Below are 21,463 nucleotides of genomic sequence, written 5' to 3' on the forward strand. Positions count from 1 at the left end.
GATCTTGTTTTTAAAAGACAGATCAAAAGATCGCAGCCTGCGGCAGCTCCTACAGGTTATGGGGTCAGACTTGCACTTTGGGTAGTTGCCAGCCGAAATGCACCGAGAGCAAGCGCAAGGCCAGACACGCCGCCCCCGCCAGCAAAGCCGCCGCTACCGGCGATACACCCAGCCTGCGGCCGATGATCAACACCGCCGCGCCGACAAACGCCGAACTCGCGTATAAGTCCGCCTGCAGCACAACCGGTATACGCGCCAGCACAATGTCGCGAATCACCCCGCCACCGACGCCAGTGACCGTGCCCATCAACATCGCCACAAACGGCGTAATTCCGAAGTTCAGTGCCTTCTGCGCCCCCGCCACGGCAAACAGCGCAAGCCCCGCCGCATCCAGCACAATCAACGTCGAACCGGACCAGCTCAGCACCTGTTCATGAAAGACGAAAGCCAGCCCGCCCATGAAAAACGCCAGGGCCGGATAGCGCCAATCCGCCACCGCATTGGGCGGCGTGGCGCCGATCAACAGGTCACGAGTCACCCCGCCGCCGAGGGCGACGATGAACGCAATCACCATCACCCCGAGCAGGTCGAGCTGACTGCGCATCGCCGCAATCGCACCCTCCACGGCAAACACTGCCGTGCCGGCCAGATCGGCCACCAGCACAATCCGCTCAACCCGGGACTTACGCCCCGCCGGCGCTATTGCGTGACGCAACGCGTGGTGGTGATGTGGCGAGTGACTTGCCCGTCGACATACATATCGCCGGCGACCTCAGTGTTTTCCAGCACCTGACACGTGCGTTCCGGCGGTGGTGGAGGCGCTACGGGTGGAGGCGGTGGCGGACTGGCACAACCTGCCAACAACACAGCAAAAAAAGCCAACGGCAACACGCGTTTCCCAAGATTGTTCATAGGACGACCCGCGAGAAATGAGAGACAAACTCCCGCAACCAAACCGACCACGGGAGACCTGACCACTCATTCTTTATAGCCGAGGTGGCTGCAAGCGCCAGAAAACCCGGTGGATTGCGGGGAAGTGGCTGTCGATTTTGGGGTGGAGGGACGGAATTCGTTTGGCCGTAGAGCCGCCATTGCCAGCAGGCTGGCTCCTACAGTTGGATGGGGTGTATCAGTTAGAGATGGGGCGGCCAGAGGGCCGCCATCGCTGGCGAGCCAGCTCCCACAGAACAGCAGAAGCAGAAGATCGCAGCCTTTGGCAGCTCCTACATGGGTTCGGGGTTTCGGGAGGAGCGCAGGGAATTGCTTTCGAGCTCATAACGCAGCTCTTCAATTAAAGCTTCGACAGACTCAGGTGTACGCAAGCCATTGAGTTTCAACCCGCTGATCACCAGATCCACCTGCCCTGACACCGGATGATAAAGCTTCACCGTCAGCGAATGATCACCATCCACCAGACACTCACACGCCAGCGGCGAAAAACTCTGCTCAAGCTGAGCGCGCAACTGCGCAAGATTCATCATTGAGGTTGTTCCTTTAGCTGCTTCGAAGGGACACGATCACGCAAAAAAAGACACGCACCGTACCCCACCAGACTAAGAACCACCCGCCCCCATCAGAACCTCAATTTGCACCGGATCAACTAGTGCATTTGCACCCTAGCGCTGCCCCCGCCACTCGCCGGAAAACAGCCCACGCTCCCGAGCCCAGACAATCGCCTCGCTGCGGCTGTGCACATCGAGCTTGGAATACACCGTCGCCACATGATTACGCACCGTGTTCGGCGCCAGTTTCAGCCGCGCGGCGATCTCCTTGTCCGCCAGCCCCTCACAGATAAGCCCCAGCACATCACGCTCACGCGCCGTCAGATCGGTGAACGACACACTCGGCAGTTGCGGCGAATTGACCTTCTTCACATTGGCCAGTTTTTCGATCAACGTGCGGCTGAACCATGAGGCATCTTTCATCACCTCTTCAATGGCTGCCACCAGCTCAAGCTCGGTGCGCTTGCGCTCGGTGATGTCCATCAGCACCAGCAAATAGCACGGCACATCATGAATATTCACCGTGTCGGCCGATAGCGCGCACTCCAGCAAGTCGGCGTCTTTGGTGCGCACCCGCACATCCACCCGATCCACCCGGCCGTTTTTCTCAAGCGCCGCGAGCAAACGCGTGCGTGCCCCGTTGTCATCGATAAAACCAATCTTCGTCACGGTCTTACCGAGTACATCGTCGCTGTCAAATGTCAGCGTATCGAGAAACGCCTGATTGACGTCGAGCACCCGTTGTTCATCCGCCGTGCAGATCAGGATCGGTACCGGCGTCAGGCGAAACGCCTTGGCAAACCGCTCCTCACTCTGACGCAGCGCCACTTCGGCCTTGTGCCGCAGTTCCATGTCGACAAAGGAAAACAGCATGCAGTCTTCATCGTTGAGCAGCAGCGGTTGCCCGGCGACGATCACCTGTTTGCTGCTGCCATCGGGCAAGCGCAATTCAGCCTGCATTTGCGGAATGGTCTCGACATCGCGCAGGCGCTGAATGGCCAGATCGCGCTTCTCTGCCTGCTCGTAGATATCGATTTCATAAGCCGACGTGCCGATCACCTGCTCGCGGGTATAACCGGTCATCTCCAGAAATCCGGGATTGACCTTGATGTAACGCAAATCGCTGATACGGCAAATCACCGCCGGCGCCGGGTTGGCATTGAAGGTCTTCTCGAAGCGCTGCTCGGCGTTGGCCCAATCGGTGACGTCGCTCATGATCAGCACCAGCGACTCGGGCTGACCTTCGCGATCCGTGAGGATCATGCTGCGCACGCTGTGTACCCAGACGCGTTCCGGATCATCCGCCGCATTCACTTCGATCAGCACATCATTGAACGCCTCGCAGCGGGCCACGCGGCTGATCGGATAATTCTCGGGCGCCAGCGTGTGGTTGTTGCGATAACGCAGGTTGAAACGCTGCGCGTATTCGGTGGCATTGTGGCCCAGCTCACCGATCCGGCTGACGCCATGCATGGCCAGCGCGGCCTCGTTGGCCCAGAGGATGCTTTGATCCCGCTCCAGCAGAATCACCCCGTCGGACAACCCGGCGATGATCTGCTGCAACTGGCGGCGATTGGTTTCGGTGGTCAGGACTTCCTGGCTCATTGGATCTCCACAAGTGATGCGCCATGTGAAGAGTACGACCGCAGCCAATCGCGATCGTGCACCTCTATTCACACACAACACATCCCCCTGTAGGAGCTGCCGAAGGCTGCGATCTTTTGATGTTGTTTTTAAAAGACAAGATCAAAAGATCGCAGCCTTCGGCAGCTCCTACAGGGGTTGAGGATTGCCGTTGAGTTCGCGGAGGGTGTCGAGGAAGAGTTTCAGGACTGGGGAGGCATCATCCGCGCGGTACGTCGCGTACAGCGGCACATCCGGCAATGCCGGGGTCAGCCGTCGAAACACCAGCCCCGCCGGCGCCAACTGTTCAATCGAGGCCGGCAACAGCGCCACGCCGAACCCGGCGCGGACCAGGCTCAGCAGCGTCTGCACCTCAATCACCTGCTGCCGTATCTGCGGGGTAAACCCCGCCTGAATGCAGCACTGATAGAGAAAATTAGCGAACCGCGACTGCTTCAACTCCAGCGCCACAAACGGCTCCTGCGCCAGATCCGCCGGGGCCAGCACCTCGCGCTGCGCCAACGGATGATCCGCCGGCATCACCACGTGAATCGGCTCATAAATCAGCAGTTCATTGCGCAACAACGGATCGTCATAACCCACGCGAAACACGCAGGCATCAATGCGCTTCTCCTTCAACGCCTTGACCTGCGCCGCCGGGGTCATTTCGTGCAAGCGCCAGTTGACCTGCGGGTAACGCTCGCGAAACAGGTGCAAAGCCTTGGGCAACACGCCGACCATCACCGAACTGATCATGCCGATTTCCAGTTCGCCGAGCTGACCGCGCCCGGTTTGCCGGGTCAAATCCAGCGCCCGGTCGAGCTGTTCGAACACCAGCGGCGCTTGCTCCTTGAGCATCTGCCCCGCCGCCGTCAGTTCGACCCGATGATGGCTGCGCTCGAACAGCGGCGTGCCCAGTTCCTCCTCCAGCAAACGAATCTGCTGGCTCAGCGGCGGCTGGCAGATGTGCAGGCGTTCGGCGGCGCGACCGAAGTGCAACTCATCGGCCAACGCCATGAAGTACCGCAGCAGGCGCAAATCCATGGCGAATTATCCCAGGCTCAGTGGCGTCGAACGCTGACGGACGCCGGTCAGCGCGAACAACGCATTGGCGATGGCCGGCACCACCGAAGGGCTGCCCAACTCGCCGACGCCACCGGGTTTGCTCGGCTCACCGTCGAGCACGAGGATGTCGGTGGCCGGCATGTCGGACATGCGCGTGACGCGATAGTCGTGGAAATTGCTCTGCACCACCCGGCCCTGTTTGATGTCGAGCCGGTCGAACAGCGCGTGGCCCAGGCCCCACATCAACCCGCCGTAGATCTGTTCTTCGACACCGCCCGGCGACACCGCCAAACCGCAATCGACCACGCAGGTGAGCTTCTCGATTTTCGGCTTGCCGTCGACCATCGCCACCCGCGCAACCACCGCAATAAAACTCGTGTAACCCTGATTGGTCGCAATCCCCAGCGCGGTTCCCGGTGGCAACGGCTGGCCCCAACCGGCACGCTCGGCGGCTTGCTTGAGCACCGCCACATGACGGGGTCTTTCCTGCATGTTGGCGAGACGAAACCGCAGCGGATCAGTACCCGCCGCATGCGCCAGTTCATCCATGAAGCTTTCCACGGCAAACACGTTGGGGATGAAGCTCACCGAACGATACCAGCCGCTCGGCACCTCGCTTTCGTGCTTGACCCAGTTCAGTTCCAGATGCGGCGGACGGTAGGCGAAGTCCCACGCGGTGATCGCTTCGGTGGTGCTGTAATCCATCTTGTCCGGGCGTTCGAAGTAACCCGGTTCCCACTGTTCCGGTGAGGCGGGCGACACCGCGTGCAGTTGCAGCGCGCTGAGTTTGCCTTGGGCATCGAGCGCGCCTTTGACCCGATGCAAGGTTGCCGGATGATTGAACAGCGCGTGCATTTCATCTTCGCGGCTGTTGAGCAGTTTCACCGGCACAGCAGTTTTCTGCGCCAGATACGCGACTTCAAACAACCAGTATTTGGCCTCCCGCGCACCGAAGCTGCCGCCCGAGACCAGCTCATGAATGGTCACGTTGGCCTTGTCGATTCCGCACACGGTTTGCGCCGCTTCCAGCGCCGAGGACGGCACCTGCACGCCGCCCCAATAGGTGATCGCCTTGTCCTTGACTTGTGCGGTGATGCAGATCGGTTCCAGCGGATTTTGCACCTTGTAGGGCATGGTGTAATCCGCTTCGATCAGCTTCGCCGCACCCGCCCATTGCCCGGCGACATCACCTTGGGTCATGGCTTTGACGGTTTGTGTTTTTGGATCGCCGATGGCTTGGGCCTGCGCGCTGGACAACTGTTCGCTGTCGAACCCGGCCAGCGCTGAATCGCTCCACTTGATCTCCAGCACTTTGCGGCCCTGCTGCGCAGCCCAGAACGTATCCCCCAACACCGCGACGCCTTCCAGATTGCCGCCGAGCACATCAGGACGCCCCGGAATGGCCAGTACCTTGCGCACACCTGGCACTTTCAATGCAGCCGCTGAATCGACGCTGAGCACTTTCGAGCCGACCACGGGCGCGCGCTGAATCACCGCCACCAGCATGTCCGGCAATTGCACGTCGATGCTGTACTTGAAACGCCCGCACACCTTGGCTGCCGCATCGCGCTTGTGGCGCAATTTGCCGATGTATTTGAACTGCGTAGGGTCTTTCAGCGTGACCTTTGCCGGGGCCGGCAGATGCGCGGCCACGCCGACCAGTTCGCCGTAACCGAGGCTGCGTTTGCTCGCCGCGTGCATCACTCGACCTTCCTCGGTGGTGCAACTGTCGGGGCTGACTTTCCACTGTTTCGCGGCAGCGGTGATCAACAGCGCCCGCGCCGTGGCACCGGCCATGCGCAAGCGATCGTATTCCAGAGAAACGCTGGTGCTGCCGCCGGTCGAGAAGACTTTCCAGACCGGATGAATGTAGGTTTCGAAGAACGGGTCTTCCGGGGTGATGACCTGCACGGTCATCGGGTTGACGTCCAGCTCTTCCGCCACACACGCGGCCAATGCCGTTTGCGTGCCGGTGCCGGAATCGTGCTTGTGTACCACCAGTTTCACCGTGCCGTCGGGAAAGATGCGCACCCAGGCATTCGGTTCGAACTCGTTGGCCGGCGCCATGGCTTTCGGATCCGTGGCCGCCATGCCGCCCGGCAGGTACAGGGCAATCGCCAGGCCGGAAGCAACAGTCGCCGCTTGCTTGAGAAAAACCCGCCGCGGCAGTTCAATGCGGGTGTCGTCGATGAGGCTCATCACGCCTCCTTCGGCGCGTTCGCCGCACGTTTGATCGCTTTGTTGATACGTCCGTAAGTGCCGCAGCGGCAGATATTTCCGGACATGGCATTGCGGATCGAATCGTCGGTGACGGCCGCACCGGTGTTGAGCAATGCGGCGGCGGACATGATCTGCCCGGATTGACAGTAGCCGCATTGCGGCACATCTTCGGCGACCCAGGCCAGTTGCAGCGGATGGCTTTCCGTTGGTGACAAGCCTTCGATGGTGGTGATGCTGTGGCCCGCGACGGCGGCCGCCGGCAATTGGCAGGAACGCACCGCGACGCCGTCCAGGTGCACGGTGCAGGCACCGCACAGGCCCATGCCGCAGCCGAACTTGGTGCCGCTGAGTTTCAGTTGATCACGCAAGACCCATAACAAGGGCATGGAGGAGGACGCTTCATCCAGCTCGCGTCGTTCGCCGTTAACCGTGAATGCAATCATTGTCAGGCTCCAAAAGAGCGGCCCGTCTTTGTGCGGGCCTGGTCACCGATTATTGGAACCCTGAGCCACACGCGGCCAGCGACGATTTCTGCCAACCGCTGTAAGCAGGACTAACAACATGTACAAGCGATACCCGTCGGTGCAGTCCATGAGCGCGTTTATCCACGCGGCGCGCAGCGGCAGTTTCTCCAGCGCTGCGCGCAAACTTGATCTGACCCACAGCGCGATCAGTCAGCAGATCCGCGCGCTGGAAGATTTCATCGGCCAGCCGTTGTTCGTGCGTGAGGGCGGCGGCAGCAATCTGACCGATGCCGGGCAGTTGTTTGCCAGTGTCTTGTCGGATGGTCTGGCGCAGATTGACCGGGCAATCTCGTCGGTGAAAAACCGTAGCGTGGCGCAGCGTTTGACCCTCGATGTCGACAGCGAACTGGCGCAGAGCTGGCTCAATCCGCGCCTGCCGCAGTTGCTTGATGGTCTGCCGGATCATGAGGTGACGCTGCTGTCGATGCCGCGCAGTGATCGCAGTACGTTTGAGCGAGTCGATCTGGCGCTGCGTTATGGCTATGGCGATTGGGATGACTGCGAAATGACGCAAATTTGTGGCGATCGGGTGCTGGCGGTGGCTTCGCCGGCATTGCTGGAGCGCTATGGTTTGCAGGCGCCGTTGAGCCCGGCGCAGATTCTTCAGTTGCCGTTGTTGGGCTATACGCGAAGGTCGTGGATTCCGTGGCTGGATGCGGCTGGGATGACGCCGACCGAGCCGCCGGCACGGGTGATTTTTGATAATGCGGCGAATTTGATTGCGGCTGCCGAGGCTGGCGTTGGCGCGGGGCTGGTGCGTGGATTATTGGCGGCTGATGCATTGCGCAGTGGGCGGTTGGTGGCGTTGAACGAGGCGCAGATTGCCGCGCATTACAACCTTTACGCCGTGTGGCCGCATGGACAGGCGGAGCGTGTGGCGCCGGTGGTTGAAGCGATCAAACAGTTGGCCCTGCGGACACAATCCTGACGACAGCGCTGGCACTACCATTGAAGATCAAAGATCGCAGCCTTCGGCAGCTCCTACATTGAACGGTGTAGGAGCTGCCGAAGGCTGCGATCTTTTGATCTTGATGCAGCCCATATCGAACGCATATCACCACCCCGCCCAATTAATATTGTACGAACCCCTCCCCCCTTTCCAATACTCGCCCTCAGCAGCCACCCACCCGGGCCGGATGCGAACAGGCGAGGGAATGCGCGAGTCTTGCGCATAGCAACGGCCGATTGCCCGGGACGTGGATGCCGAGAGCCGCAAGGCTCCCTTCCCCGCTATCAGGAGATCGACTGCAATGATCATCGATATCAGCTGCTATCCCACGGATCTCGTGGACCTCGCCTGGAGGCATGACGGTGACCCGTTCACCGGCGAGCGTCTGCTGGAGATGATGGATGGCCCGTACATGGTCAACGGCAAGCCTCGCCGCATTGACAAAGCCTTCATCCAGCCGCCGCAAGGCAACACGATTTATACCTGGACCGACGGCGATCTGACCGGCCGCGAATCCATCGACGCCTACATGGCCTACACCCTGAAAATGGTCCAGACCTACCCGGATCGTTTCATCGGCTGCTTCGTCTACAACCCGCGCTGCGGCGTGGAAAACGGCGTCGAAGCGATCGAGCGCTACGTCAAGGAACACGGTTTCGGCATGGTGCAGATGCAGGCCAACATGCACGCCTATCGTCCTGACCGTGCACTCGACTGGGTGCGCCCGTGCTTCGAGAAATGCGCCGAACTGGGCATCCCGGTCAAGCTGCACACCGGCGACGGGCCTTACAGCATCCCGTCGGAATGGGTGCCGATGATCAAGGAATTCCCCAACGTCAATTTCATCATGGCCCACTTCGGTGTGCAGACCGGCGGCGTCTACGTGTTCGAACCGATGCAATGGGCGATGGAGTTGCCCAACGTCTACTGCGAATCCGGCTGGTGCCTGCAATCGCGGATCGTCGAGTTCGCCAAGGTCTTGCCGACGCACAAGATCCTCTTCGGCACCGACACGCCGCCGAACGAACCGGGCATGTGGCTGCGCTTGCTTGAGGTGCTCTGCCACGAACCGCCACAAGGCCTGAATCTCGACGAGGACACCCTCGAAGACTACTTGGGCAACAACACCGCGCGGATGATCGGCCTTGAGCCAACCCCGCCACCCCGTTCCGTTTCCGAAGCAGAGGCGCAACTCAAGCGCCCCGTCACCACTCAACTGGCCAGGAGCTGAACCGATGATCATCGACACCCATCTGCACCCCACCAACCTGGTCGACGAGGCCTGGCGCCACACCGGCGAACCGTTCACCGGCGAGCGCATGCTCAAGTTGATGGACGGCCCGTACATGATCAACGGCAAACCACGCCGCATCGACATGGGTTTCATCCAGCCGCCACCGGGCAACACCGGTTATCGCGACGGCAACCGCCGAGGCCGCGAAGGCGTGCGCGACTACATGTCGTACATCGCCGAACTGTGCATGAAGTACCCGGATCGCTTTATCGGCAACTTCAACTTCAACCCGCGCTGGGGACCGGAAAACGGTGCGGCGGAGCTGGAATTCCACATCAAGGAATACGGCTTCAAGATGCTCAAGCTGCACGCCAACATGCACGGCTATCGCCCGGATCGCGCACTCGACTGGTTGCGTCCGGCGATGAAGGTCTGCGCCAAGTACAACATCGTCGTGCTGATCCACACCGGCGACGGCCCGTACACGATTCCGACGATGTTCTACCCGATCATCCGCGAATTCCCGATGGTCAATTTCATCATCGGCCACTTCGGTATCCAGACCGGCGGCAACTACTCGTTCGAAGCGTTCTGGATGGCGATGGACACGCCGAATGTGTACTGCGAATCGGGCTGGTGCTTCCAGTCGCGGATCGTCGAATTCGCCAAGGAACTGCCGCGCAACAAGATCGTGTTCGGCACGGATTCACCGCCGAACGAGCCGGGGATGTGGTTGCGGGAACTGGAGGTGTTGTGCTCGCCGGCACCGCAGGGGTTGGGGATTGATGAGGATCATCTCGAAGACTACCTGGGCAACAACATCGCAAGGTTGTGCGGGATCGAACCGACGCCACCACCCAAAGACCTGGCCGAGGCTGACATACGCCTGACTACAACGTACCTCTAACTTTACGCAAACCCTGGTGTGGAAATGGAGTTTCCTGTGGTGAGGGGATTTATCCCCGATGGGCTGCGCAGCGGCCCCAAAACCTGCGACCGCGTTGTATCAGGCATATCGCGTTTACTGGTTTTACGACTGCTTCGCAGCCGATCGGGGATGAATCCCCTCGCCACAAGGGATCTGTACACAGAGCACACAGCGACTTTACAGGCACGAAGATGACCCGGCGTTCGTTCGACCGGCAGGCCAACGGCTGCTTGATCGAACGCCCTCTCACCCCTGCGTGCCTGCTTTTTACGAGGTGACACCATGACCCGTTCGACGCTCGGCGATTCTCAGGACTTTCACGTGTTCATCGACGCCTATCGCCGTGAGTACCCGGACGATGTGCTGACCGTCACTCAACCGATTTCTGCCGATCAGGACGTCACCGCCCTGGTCGATGCCCTCGCCGCCCAAGGCCGCGATCCGCTGCTGATCTGCGAAATCGTCGGCCACCTCGGCGTGCCGGTGGCGACCAATCTGTTCGCCTCGCGAACCCGCATCGCCCGGCTGTTCGGCGTAACGCCTGCGCAACTGCACGAAACCTTTCAAACCCGCGCCAACCAATCCATCGCTCCGCGTTATGTGGAGACCGGCCCGATTCTCGATGAAGTCTTCGAAGGCGAAGCGCTGGACCTGGCGCTGCTGCCGATGCTCAAGCATTTCGACAGCGATCGCGGCCCGTACATCACCAACGCCATCATCGTTGCCGAAGACCCGCTGACCGGCATCGCCAACATGAGCTATCACCGCTCGATGCGCCACGCCCGCCAGGCCCTCGCCACCAGCCTGCACTCACGCGGCCACCTGTGGCGGATGCTGCAAACCGCCCGCGAACGTGGCGAAGAATTGCGTGTGGCCATGGTGGTCGGTGCGCATCCACTGTTCATGCTCGCCGCTGCTGCACGCTTGCCCTATGGCGCCGATGAACGCGCCGTCGCCGGCGGGCTGTTCGGTGCGCCGCTGGAACTGGTGAAAACTCCACGCTACGGCATCGGTGTGCCAGCGTACGCCGAGTTTGTTCTGGAAGGTGCCATCGACCCGGCGGCCTACGCCGAGGAAGGCCCGTTCGGCGAATTCAGCGGTTATTCCTCGGATCGCTCGACCAACAATGTGCTGCGTGTCGACACCCTGTTAAAGCGCAAAGACGCCTGGCTGGTCGACGTCATGGGTGGCCGCTACGCCGAGCATTTGACCCTCGCCCGCCTGCCGCGCGAAGCGGAGATGAGCGAAAAACTCAAGGCGCGTTTCCCCGCTGTCACCGCTGTGCACTACCCGAATTCCGGCACGCATTTTCACTGCTACGTGGCGCTGGATCAGAGCCGCGATGGTGAGGCGCGGCAGATCATGCTGGCCCTGCTCGGCTGGGATCCGTACCTGAAAACCGTGATCGCGGTGGACAGCGATATCGACATCAGCGATGACAGCCAGGTGTTGTGGGCGCTGGCCACGCACTTTCAGCCGCACCTGGATATTTTCACCATTGATGGTTTGCCCGGTAGTCCGCTCGATCCATCGTCGTCGGTCAATGGCACGACGTCGCGGATGGGCCTGGATGCGACACGCGGTTCCGGGTTTGACGGGATCAAGGCGCAGCTTGATCAGGATGTTCTTGAGCGGGCGAGGGTTTTGCTCAAAGAGCTGGAATCGTGAACCGGCAACGGATGGTGGTCGGCATCAGCGGCGCGTCCGGTTTCATCTACGGCGTGCGCTTGCTGCAATTGCTGGCTGAACTGGACATCGAAAGCCACCTGATCATCAGCCGCGCGGCGCTGCTGACCATGGCCCACGAGACCGATTACAAACTCGCCGACGTGACTGCGCTGGCCAGTCATTACCACCGCGCCGATGACGTCGCCGCCGGGATTGCCAGCGGTTCGTTTCGCTGCCTCGGCATGGTGGTTGCGCCGTGTTCGATGAGGACGCTGGCGGAGATTGCCACTGGCACGTCTTCGGGGCTGATCGGCCGTGCTGCCGACGTCACGCTCAAGGAGCGCCGCACGCTGGTGTTGATGGCCCGCGAAACCCCGCTGACCCTCGCCCACCTGCGCAACATGACCGCCGTCACCGAGATGGGCGGAATCATCGCCCCGCCAGTACCGGCGTTCTACGCCCGCCCGGAAAACCTCGCGCAAATGGTCGACCACAGCCTCGGCCGCGTGCTTGACCTGTTCGGCCTCGATGCGGGCGTTGCACGACGCTGGCGTGAACCCAAACCAGTTCCATCATCTGACACAAATACCTGTGGTGAGGGGATTTATCCCCGACCGGCTGCGCAGCAGTCGTTGAGTCAGCAACCGCATTCAACCTGACACACCTCATTTGCAGTTTTGGGGCCGCTTCGCAGCCCATCGGGGATAAATCCCCTCGCCACAAGGGTTACACATCAAAAATTTAATCCCCCCGAATTCAGTGTGCACCGGTCAATCAAAGGAGCCTCACCATGAACACCCCATTCACCGCCCCAACCCGCAATACCAAAATCCCCGTGACCATCCTCACCGGTTTCCTCGGTGCCGGTAAAACCACCCTGCTCAACTACATCCTCAAGGAAAACCACGGCCGCAAAATCGCCGTGATCGAAAACGAATTCGGCGAGGTCGGCATCGACGGCGATCTGGTGCTCAGCTCGGAAACCGAAGAAATCTACGAGATGGTCAACGGCTGCGTGTGCTGCACCGCCGAGGTTCGCGAGGACTTGGTGCGCATCGTCCGCGAACTGGTCGCGCGGCCGGTGCGGCTTGACCACATCCTTATCGAGACCAGCGGCCTGGCCGACCCATACCCGGTGGCGCAGAGCTTTTTCATCAACGATCCAATTGCCGATGAAGTCGAACTCGACGCCATCGTGACCATGGTCGATGCCAAACACATCGCCCAGCATCTGGAGGATCTGCAACTCGATGGCGTCGACAATCAGGCAGTGGATCAGATTGTTTGCGCCGATCGGATTGTCATCAACAAGGTCGATCTGGTCAGCGCTGAAGAGGTTGAAACCCTGCGCGGCAAGATCCGCGGTTTGAATGCCACAGCAGATCTGGTGACCTCGACCCACGCGCAAATCGACCTGACGAAAATCCTCGGTATCGGCGCGTTTGAATGCACGCAGAAGCTCATGGAAATCGGTGCTGATCAGCACGATCACCATGATCACGACCATCACGCTGAGCACTCTATTGAAGAGCAGGATCACCAACACGACCCAAGCGTGTCATCGGTGGGCATCGCCGTGGACGGCGCAGTCAACCTGATGGCGTTTCATCGCTGGATCAGCGAGCTGCGCTCCTCCCAGGCCGACAACCTGTACCGCATGAAAGGCGTGCTCGCCGTGGCCAATGAAGACCAGCGCTACGTGCTGCAAGGCGTGCACAGCCTGGTGGAATTTCGCGCCTCAACCGCGTGGGGCACGGAGCCGCGCTCGAGCAAAATCGTGTTCATCGGCCGCGACCTGGACCGCGCGGCCCTGAATCAGGGCTTCGCCGCCTGCCTGGCAGGCTGAAACAAGGCATCGGAGCCGGTGGATGGCGGCTTCGGGCACATGTGTACGAATGACTGATGCCAGTTTTTTGCACAACACAAAACTTGTGGGAGCTGGCTTGCCAGCGATAGCGGACTGTCAGTTTATAAAAATGGTGACTGCTAAATCGCCATCGCTGGCAAGCCAGCTCCCACAGGGTTCCACTGTGTTCTTGAGCTGATCGGCATCAGACGAATACCCCTCTCTACCGCATAAAAACAGCCAGAGGTGTTTCCCCATGTCGTCAGCCACATCCCCATCAAAAAGCGCGTCCACCGTGCATCCCGTCGACCGCATTCTGCCGGTACGACAGATGCTCACCCTCGGCCTGCAACACATGGCCGTCTCGTACATCGGCGCCATCGCCGTGCCGTTGATTGTCGCCAGCGCACTGAAAATGTCTCACGCCGACACGGTGGTGCTGATCAGCACCACGCTGTTCTGTTCCGGCATCGCCACCCTCCTGCAAACCGTCGGCTTCTGGAAATTCGGCGTGCGCCTGCCGATTCTGCAAGGCGTGGCGTTCAGCAGCGTCGGCCCGGTAATCGCCATCGGCAGCAACCCGGAGGTGGGGTTCGCCGGGGTCTGCGGGGCGGTGATCGGCGCGGGGATTTTCACCATGCTGATGGCGCCCTTCGTCGGTCGATTACGGCGGTTTTTTCCGCCCGTGGTCACCGGTTGCATCGTCACCGTGATCGGTTTGCAGCTGTTCCCGATTGCCTACGAATGGGTTGGCGGCGGACGCAATGCGAGCAACTTCGGCGCGCCGGCATTCCTTGGCGTGGCGGTGGTGGTGTTGCTGACGATCCTGTTGGTCAACCGCTATGGCAGCCCGATGCTGCGCAACATGGCGGTGTTGATCGGCATGCTGATCGGCGCCGGTCTGGCCTACGGCCTGGGCATGGGCAGTTTTCATACCGTCGAAGAAGCGCCGTGGCTGACCGTGCCCTACCCGTTCTATTTCGGCCTGCCAACCTTCAGCCTGATCCCCATCGCGACCATGGTGGTGGTGATGATCGTGCAGATGGTCGAGTCGATGGGGCTGTTCGTGGCCATCGGCGACATCGTCGAAAAACCGGTCGAGGACAAACAGGTCATCAACGGTCTGCGCGCCAATGGTTTGGCCAGCACCATCGCCGGGATGTTCGCCGCGTTCCCGTTTATCGCCTTCATGGAAAACGTCGGCCTGGTGATCCTCACCGGCGTGCGCAGCCGTTGGGTGGTCGCGGTCAGCGGTTTGCTGATGTGCTCGATTGCCTTGGTGCCAAAGGCCGGCGCGATCATCGCTTCGATGCCGACCGCCGCCCTCGGTGGCGCTGGCATTGCGATGTTCGGCGTGGTCGCGGCGGCGGGCATTCAGACCCTCGCCAAAGTCGATTACGAGCGCAACCGCTACAACGTCTTGATCGTCGGTTTCACCATCGCCGCCGCGCTGGTGCCGGTGCTCGCGCCAACCTTGTTCAAACAACTCCCCGAGTGGTCGCAGCCGTTCCTGCACAGCAGCGTGGTTATCGCTTGCCTGGTGTCGGTGCTGCTCAACGCCGCGCTGAATGGCGTCAGCGTGGCGGAAACCACCGCCAGCAAATCCGCCTCGCACATCCTTTAGTTTGGAGCTGCCCATGACTCAACTTCAGAACATCCTGATCAAAAACCCCGTCGCGGTGATGACCGGCCTGCGCGGCACTCGCGCGCGGGCCGGTGCCGTGGACATCCGCGTGGTCAACGGTCGCATCGCCGAAATGGCCGCGAACCTTGAACCACAACCCGGCGAACGGCTGATCGACGCACGCAACTGCGTGGTCTATCCGGGCTGGATCAACACCCACCATCACCTGTTCCAGAACCTGCTCAAAGCCGTACCCGAAGGCCTGAATCAGGATCTGCAAGGCTGGCTGGCGAGCGTGCCCTACCCGCGCCTCAACCGCTTTACCCCGCAACTGGCGCGGATCGCCGCACGGTTGGGCATGGTCGAGTTGCTGCTGTCCGGCGTCACCACCTGCGCCGATCACCACTACCTCTACCACGCCCACGGCAGCACTGAGACCGGCGACTTGCTGTTCGACATGGCCGATGAATTTGGCCTGCGTTTTGTGTTGTGCCGTGGCGGCGCGCTGGAATCGGCGAGCGCACACCCGGGCTTCTCGAAAACCGCGCTGCAACCGGAGAGCCTTGAGCAAATGGTCGGCGACATCGAACGGCTGAAATCGCTGTATCACCAGGACACTCCAGACGCGATGCGCCGCGTGGTTGTCGCGCCAACCACGCCAACGTTCTCGCTACCGCCAACGCTGCTGCGCGAACTCGCCCACACCGCACGCGGCCTCGGTTTGCGCCTGCACACACATTTGTCGGAAACGCAGAACTACGTGAATTTCTGCCGCGAAAAATACAACTGCCTGCCGGTGGAATTCGTCGCCGAACACGAATGGCTCGGCCCCGACGTCTGGTTCGCCCACGCCGTGCACCTGCAACCGGGTGAAATCCGCATGCTCGCGCAGACCGGCACCGGCATCTCCCACTGCCCGGTGAGCAACGCGCGACTGGGCAGCGGGGTTGCCCCGGTGCCGCAGATGTATGAGGCGGGTGTGCCGATTTCCCTTGGCGTTGATGGCGTCGCGTCGAATGAATCCGGGAGCATGGTCGGCGAAGCCAACACCGCATGGCTGATCCACCGTGCCGAACAAGGCGCCTCGGCGACCACCGCTGAAGACGTCATTCACTGGGGCACGGCGGGTGGCGCGCAGGTGTTGGGGCTTGGCGCGGTCGGCACGCTGGAAATCGGGCAAGCGGCGGATCTGGTCGTCTACAGCCTCGATCATCCTCGGTTCTATGGCTTCCACGACAGCGCCGTCGCGCCGGTGGTCGCGGGCGAACCGATCACCGTGAAATACAGCTTGGTCGGCGGCCGGATCGTCGTCGACAACGGCGTGATCCCGGGCCTGGACATCGAACGCATGCGCGCCGAAGCCTGGCAAGGCGTCCAGCAACTCATGAACATCGACGACTAACCCGCCCCTTGTAGGAGCTGCCGAAGGCTCGGGCCGCGATTGGACGATCTTTTGATGTTGTTTTTTAAAAGCAAGATCAAAAGATCGCAGCCTTCGGCAGCTCCTACAAGGGGGATAGGTGCATTCGCGACTTCCAGGTTTGTCGGCTAAGGTTAATCCCTCATCGGATTGAGCCCCTGCCAGCGAGACCGGGCTCTTGATCAAGGAGAGACTGATGACGTCGCGTCGCAACATCGAACAGACCTACCGCACCTGGTCCAGCCCCATTTTGCTGGAGCTGAAAAAGCGCGAACACCAAATGGCGCCGTTCGAACGTCAGGCGCTGGAGAATGTCCTGGTGGAAAGACGGTTGCTGGATATCGGCAATCCGAAGGGCAATGAGCGCCGTGCAAAAACCACTCCCCCGGATTAATCACACAACCCTTGCAGGAGCTGAGCTTGCTCGCGAAGGCGTCGTGTTAGCTAGATGTGATTTGCCTGACACGACGCCTTCGCGAGCAAGCTCAGCTCCTACAGGTTTCTGTTCAGGCCTGACCTCAGCAATTCCTTGCGCAGGATCGAGGGTACGGTGACTGCCATTCCTGCGTGCCAGTCCAGTTTCAGCAGATGATTGAGTTTGCGTTGGCTCGAAAGGGGTTCTGCAAGAAAGCTGCTTTTTCCGTCGCGGATGCTGATCACATTCAGCAGCCAGTCTTCGCCCTGCTCCGCCATCCATTGGCTGATCGTCGGCCGGTATTTCTGCAGCAACGCATCCGCATCCCACACGGTCATCTGCGCGAAAATCTGCGGCAGGTTGCTTTCGGGTTTCATCCGTTTCAAGTCGGCTACCAAGGCATTGGCGAGGTCTGATTCGATGTCGGCCTGGCATTCGAGGAAGTAGTACTCGGGCCAGTTCGTTGCGAGTTTCGCCCGAAACGCGAGGTCGGTGTATGCGTCGATGTCCGCTGGCGTGGTCATCTGGCTGGTGAAATTCAGGGTGTTGTCGAGAATCGCGGTGGCCAACAGTGCGGCGCTTTGTTCGCTGATTTTTGCTAGCAAGTCTGAGGTCTGCCAACGCTGAAAGACCTGAGTTGCCGCAGCGCCGATCGGGCGAATGTCGGCGGCCGATCCAAGTTTGTCTGCCCAGTAATCTTCGTAACCCGGATGATGGTCAATGACCTCCACCACCCTGTCGAGCACCACCATTGGGTCGAAATGGTGATGGTCGGAGACGTCGACCAAGATGAATTCATCGGTCGGCGATGGTTCATGCGTTTGAAAAGCGCAGCCCCAATCGAGCACGGTTTTCGAGACACTGGCGTTGGCTGTTGCGCTGCTGACAGCGCGGGCGGAGATGCCTTGCAGGTTGAGCAGTTCTGCGTAGGCGATGCAGCAGGCGTAGGCGTCGATGTCCAGATAGGACGCGCCGGAGGTGATGATTTTCATGGGCCGGCAACGTCGCACATTTCCATGACATTGAGGTGACAGGAAAAGATCGCAGCCGCCGAAAAACCCATGTAGGAGCTGCCGAAGGCTGCGATCTTTTGATCTTCAGGCCGCGCGTTGCCCCCCAGCCACCGCCGCCGACGCCGCCAACATCGCCCGCAACAACACCGCACACCCCGCCGCCAGATCATCCGGCGCCGCGTTTTCGATTTCGTTATGGCTGATCCCACCTTCGCACGGCACGAAGATCATCCCCGCAGGCCCCAGCTCGGCCAGGAAGATCGCATCGTGGCCAGCGCCACTGACAATGTCCATGTGCGACAACCCCAACCCTTTCGCCGCACCGCGCACCGCTTCCACGCAGCCTTTTTCGAAATACAGCGGCGGGAAGTCAGCAGTCGGGGTCAGTTCATAAGTCAGTCCATGTTCCTCACAGGTCGCTTCGATGACTTGCTTCACCTCAGCAATCATCGAATTCAGCCGCGCCGGTTCCAGATGCCGGAAATCCAGGGTCATGCGCACTTCACCGGGGATGACATTGCGCGAGCCGGGATAGGCTTGCAGGCAACCGACGGTGCCACAGGCGTGCGGTTGATGGCCGAGGGCTGCGCGATTGACGGCACCAACGATTACCGAGGCGCCGACCAGTGCATCTTTACGCAGGTGCATCGGTGTTGGGCCGGCGTGCGCCTCGACGCCGCGCAGTTTGAGGTCGAACCATTTCTGCCCCAGCGCGCCAAGCACTACGCCAATGGTTTTCTGTTCATCTTCGAGGATCGGACCTTGCTCGATGTGCGCCTCGAAATAGGCGCCGACCTTATGGCCACTGACTTTGCGCGAGCCGGCGTAGCCGATGGCATTCAACGCTTCGCCAACCGTGACACCCTCGGCATCGACCTTGGCCAGGGTTTCTTCGAGGGTGAATTTCTCGGCAAATACGCCCGAGCCCATCATGCACGGGGCGAAGCGCGAGCCCTCTTCGTTGGTCCAGACCACCACTTCCAGTGGCGCTTCGGTTTCCACCTTGAGGTCGTTGAGGGTACGCAGCACTTCGACACCGGCGAGTACACCGAAGCAGCCATCAAACTTGCCGCCGGTGGGTTGCGTGTCAATGTGGCTGCCGGTCATCACTGGCGGCAGGTCGGGATTGCGCCCGGGGCGACGGGCGAAGATGTTGCCGACGGCATCGACCGTGACGCTGCATCCGGCGTCCTTGCACCATTGCACGAACAGATCGCGGGCCTGGCGGTCGAGGTCGGTCAGGGCCAGGCGACAGACCCCGCCCTTGACCGTGGCGCCGAGTTTGGCCAGTTCCATGAGCGAAGCCCAGAGGCGATCGCGGTTGATGTGCTGATGGCTCGATTGCAGAACGTCTACAGCTGCGTTCATGGGGATCTCCTCAGGCTGCTTTTCTTATGGATATTGCTCGGGTGTTTTTGAGGCCGCCATCGCTGGCAAGCCAGCTCCCACAGGTTTTTTGGTTGAACACAGTATTTGTGTACGACTCGATCCTTGTGGGAGCTGGCTTGCCAGCGATGAGGGCCTCACTTACACCGCTGATTTCACGACCGAAGGCTGCGCGCGCATCACGCACAACCCGTAATAAATAATCCCGCCCAGCGCCGAACCGGTGAACCAGCCGTAACTGTAAAACCAGCTGAACGCATCGCTGCCCAGCGACAACAAGGTCAGCACCACCGGCACACCAAATGCGAGAAACCCGGCCCAGTTCCATGCCGGATAGACGTCATCGCGGTACAGCCCGGCCAGGTCCAGTTGCTGTTTCTTGATCAGGAAGTAGTCCACCACCATGATCCCGGCAATCGGCCCGAGCAGGCTCGAATAACCCAGCAGCCAGTTGGAATACACGGTCTCCAGGCTGACATCGGAGACAATCAAACCAAGCTTTTTCAGCAACTCATGGCCCATCAGCAACAACCCGACCAACCCGGTCAGCAACACCGCTTTGGTGCGGTTGATCACCTTCGGCGCGATGTTCTGGAAGTCGTTGGTCGGCGAGACAATGTTCGCGGCGGTGTTGGTCGACAACGTGGCGATGATGATCAACGCCATCGCCACCGCGACCCACACCGGGCTCTGGATATGACCGATCAGGCTGACCGGATCAGACACCGTCACGCCGACCAGTTTCACCGACGCCGCAGTCATGATTACGCCCAGCGAGGCGAACAGAAACATCGTCAGCGGCAGGCCGAAAATCTGCCCGAGGATCTGATCTTTCTGGCTCTTGGCGTAACGACTGAAGTCCGGAATGTTCAGCGACAACGTCGCCCAGAAACCCACCATCGCCGTCAGCCCGGCGGCGAAGTAACTCACCACACTGGCGCCTTCCGGACGTTTTGGCGGGATCGCCAGCAGTTCGGTCATCGACACATTGGGCATCGCCCACACCAGCAAGCCGATGCCGACCGCTACCAGCAACGGCGCGGACAAGGTTTCCAGCCACTTGATCGACTCGGCGCCGCGAATCACCACCCACAGGTTCAGTGCCCAGAAGATCATGAAACCGATCACCTCGCCGGTGCCGCCGAGGGATTTCCAGCCATCGAAAATCGAGCCGAGAAACAGGTGGATCGCCAACCCGCCAAACATCGTCTGAATGCCGAACCAGCCACACGCGACCAGTGCGCGAATCAGGCACGGCACGTTGGAGCCGAGAATGCCGAACGATGAACGCAGCAGCACCGGAAAAGGAATGCCGTACTTGGTCCCGGGAAAGGCGTTCAGCGTGAGCGGAATCAGCACGATGAGGTTGGCAAACAGAATCGCCAGCAACGCCTCGCCGACGGTCAGGCCGAAATAGGCGGTGAGGACACCGCCGAGGGTGTAGGTCGGCACGCAGATCGACATGCCGACCCACAGCGCGGTGATGTGCCATTTGTTCCAGGTTCGTTCGCGCACCTTGGTCGGTGCCATGTCGTGGTTGTAACGGGGGCTGTCGAGGACGTCGCTACCGGCTTCGAGTTCGAACAAGCCGTCGCGCTCGGTCACTTGCGATCTGTTCTGTTGCATGGCTGCTCCACGGTTTTTTTGATTATTTTTGCTCATCGGGCTGGTGGGCGGACGCGCCGCACACCGGGCGATGGCCGGAGTACTTGCATGTGAACACGCACTTCACGCACCGGCCTGGCTTGTCAGCGCCAGCACTCAATAAACGTGCCGACTGTTGCGCCGAGTTTCCCGACCTGTCCGTATAGCGCTTTCAACTGTTTGATGTTTAAACGCTTTTATTCAAATTATTGGATCATGTTGCTTACTTGTTACATCCCTCAGGCAAAAGACCACGACAAGTTACTCGAACAACCAGGTTCAAAGTGGTGCACGGTTATTTCCAGCCAGGCGTCTGGGCCGCGACTCTTTAGCGTTCAAGCAACTGATTTACCATGACAAATCTCGCTCAAATCTGGTTCCTGTCAAGTGCGTCAAAATGGT

18 protein-coding genes are annotated in these 21,463 nt (G+C 60.4%); 9 read left to right on the forward strand and 9 right to left on the reverse strand.

All coding sequences use genetic code 11. The features are described 5' to 3' along the window. Positions 1-64: 64 nt before the first annotated feature. The 6 genes from EJA70_RS11295 to EJA70_RS11320 form a co-directional block, all read right to left on the reverse strand. Positions 65-658, reverse strand: a complete 594-nt coding sequence (locus EJA70_RS11295) for a trimeric intracellular cation channel family protein (RefSeq protein WP_256677668.1) — start codon at positions 656-658, stop codon at positions 65-67. Positions 659-1,223: 565 nt separating this feature from the next. Then, positions 1,224-1,481: a DUF1652 domain-containing protein gene (locus EJA70_RS11300; RefSeq protein ID WP_158830790.1), complete on the reverse strand. Its 258-nt coding sequence runs from the start codon at positions 1,479-1,481 to the stop codon at positions 1,224-1,226. A 135-nt stretch (positions 1,482-1,616) separates the two neighbouring features. Beyond that, complete coding sequence (locus EJA70_RS11305) at positions 1,617-3,107, reverse strand: helix-turn-helix transcriptional regulator (protein ID WP_158830791.1); 1,491 nt, start codon at positions 3,105-3,107, stop codon at positions 1,617-1,619. A 168-nt stretch (positions 3,108-3,275) separates the two neighbouring features. Continuing rightward, positions 3,276-4,169, reverse strand: coding sequence for a LysR substrate-binding domain-containing protein (locus tag EJA70_RS11310; protein ID WP_158830792.1), 894 nt, complete (start codon positions 4,167-4,169; stop codon positions 3,276-3,278). Between the two features lie 6 nt (positions 4,170-4,175). Continuing rightward, positions 4,176-6,389, reverse strand: coding sequence for a molybdopterin cofactor-binding domain-containing protein (locus EJA70_RS11315; protein WP_158830793.1), 2,214 nt, complete (start codon positions 6,387-6,389; stop codon positions 4,176-4,178). Further along, positions 6,389-6,853 carry a (2Fe-2S)-binding protein gene (locus EJA70_RS11320; RefSeq protein WP_158830794.1) on the reverse strand — a complete coding sequence of 155 codons (465 nt, stop codon included), beginning with the start codon at positions 6,851-6,853 and terminating at the stop codon, positions 6,389-6,391. The genes EJA70_RS11315 and EJA70_RS11320 overlap by 1 nt, the downstream gene beginning before the upstream one ends. A gap of 118 nt (positions 6,854-6,971) precedes the next feature. On the opposite strand from EJA70_RS11320, the gene EJA70_RS11325 reads away from it, so the two are divergent. The 9 genes from EJA70_RS11325 to EJA70_RS11365 all read left to right on the forward strand — a co-directional run bounded on the left by EJA70_RS11325 (position 6,972) and on the right by EJA70_RS11365 (position 16,997). Then, positions 6,972-7,862 (forward strand): LysR substrate-binding domain-containing protein, encoded by an 891-nt coding sequence (locus tag EJA70_RS11325; protein ID WP_158830795.1) that lies wholly within the window; start codon positions 6,972-6,974, stop codon positions 7,860-7,862. A gap of 322 nt (positions 7,863-8,184) precedes the next feature. Continuing rightward, complete coding sequence (locus EJA70_RS11330) at positions 8,185-9,114, forward strand: amidohydrolase family protein (protein ID WP_008081962.1); 930 nt, start codon at positions 8,185-8,187, stop codon at positions 9,112-9,114. A 4-nt stretch (positions 9,115-9,118) separates the two neighbouring features. Beyond that, a complete protein-coding gene (locus EJA70_RS11335; protein ID WP_008081961.1) occupies positions 9,119-10,024 on the forward strand; it encodes an amidohydrolase family protein in 906 nt (301 codons plus the stop codon). 303 nt (positions 10,025-10,327) lie between these two features. Further along, positions 10,328-11,713, forward strand: coding sequence for a UbiD family decarboxylase (locus tag EJA70_RS11340; RefSeq protein ID WP_158830796.1), 1,386 nt, complete (start codon positions 10,328-10,330; stop codon positions 11,711-11,713). 11 nt (positions 11,714-11,724) lie between these two features. Next, positions 11,725-12,372: a UbiX family flavin prenyltransferase gene (locus tag EJA70_RS11345; protein ID WP_256677669.1), complete on the forward strand. Its 648-nt coding sequence runs from the start codon at positions 11,725-11,727 to the stop codon at positions 12,370-12,372. A 131-nt stretch (positions 12,373-12,503) separates the two neighbouring features. Continuing rightward, positions 12,504-13,559: a GTP-binding protein gene (locus EJA70_RS11350; protein WP_158830798.1), complete on the forward strand. Its 1,056-nt coding sequence runs from the start codon at positions 12,504-12,506 to the stop codon at positions 13,557-13,559. A 256-nt stretch (positions 13,560-13,815) separates the two neighbouring features. Next, positions 13,816-15,183 (forward strand): nucleobase:cation symporter-2 family protein, encoded by a 1,368-nt coding sequence (locus EJA70_RS11355; protein WP_158830799.1) that lies wholly within the window; start codon positions 13,816-13,818, stop codon positions 15,181-15,183. Between the two features lie 13 nt (positions 15,184-15,196). Then, positions 15,197-16,585, forward strand: a complete 1,389-nt coding sequence (locus EJA70_RS11360; RefSeq protein ID WP_158830800.1) for an amidohydrolase family protein — start codon at positions 15,197-15,199, stop codon at positions 16,583-16,585. A gap of 214 nt (positions 16,586-16,799) precedes the next feature. Continuing rightward, on the forward strand, positions 16,800-16,997 hold the full coding sequence (locus EJA70_RS11365; protein ID WP_158830801.1) for a hypothetical protein: 198 nt from the start codon (positions 16,800-16,802) through the stop codon (positions 16,995-16,997). Positions 16,998-17,095: 98 nt separating this feature from the next. On the opposite strand, the gene EJA70_RS11370 is transcribed toward EJA70_RS11365, so the two are convergent. The 3 genes from EJA70_RS11370 to EJA70_RS11380 form a co-directional block, all read right to left on the reverse strand. Continuing rightward, positions 17,096-18,010, reverse strand: a complete 915-nt coding sequence (locus EJA70_RS11370; protein WP_158830802.1) for a bifunctional oligoribonuclease/PAP phosphatase NrnA — start codon at positions 18,008-18,010, stop codon at positions 17,096-17,098. Between the two features lie 105 nt (positions 18,011-18,115). After that, entirely contained in the window at positions 18,116-19,399 is a 1,284-nt protein-coding gene (locus tag EJA70_RS11375) for a Zn-dependent hydrolase (RefSeq protein ID WP_158830803.1), read from the reverse strand. Positions 19,400-19,558: 159 nt separating this feature from the next. Continuing rightward, positions 19,559-21,043 (reverse strand): NCS1 family nucleobase:cation symporter-1, encoded by a 1,485-nt coding sequence (locus EJA70_RS11380; RefSeq protein ID WP_158830804.1) that lies wholly within the window; start codon positions 21,041-21,043, stop codon positions 19,559-19,561. Between the last annotated feature and the right edge of the window lie 420 nt (positions 21,044-21,463).

It is taken from the genome of Pseudomonas sp. PB103, assembly GCF_009764635.1.
In the GTDB taxonomy this organism is placed as follows: domain Bacteria; phylum Pseudomonadota; class Gammaproteobacteria; order Pseudomonadales; family Pseudomonadaceae; genus Aquipseudomonas.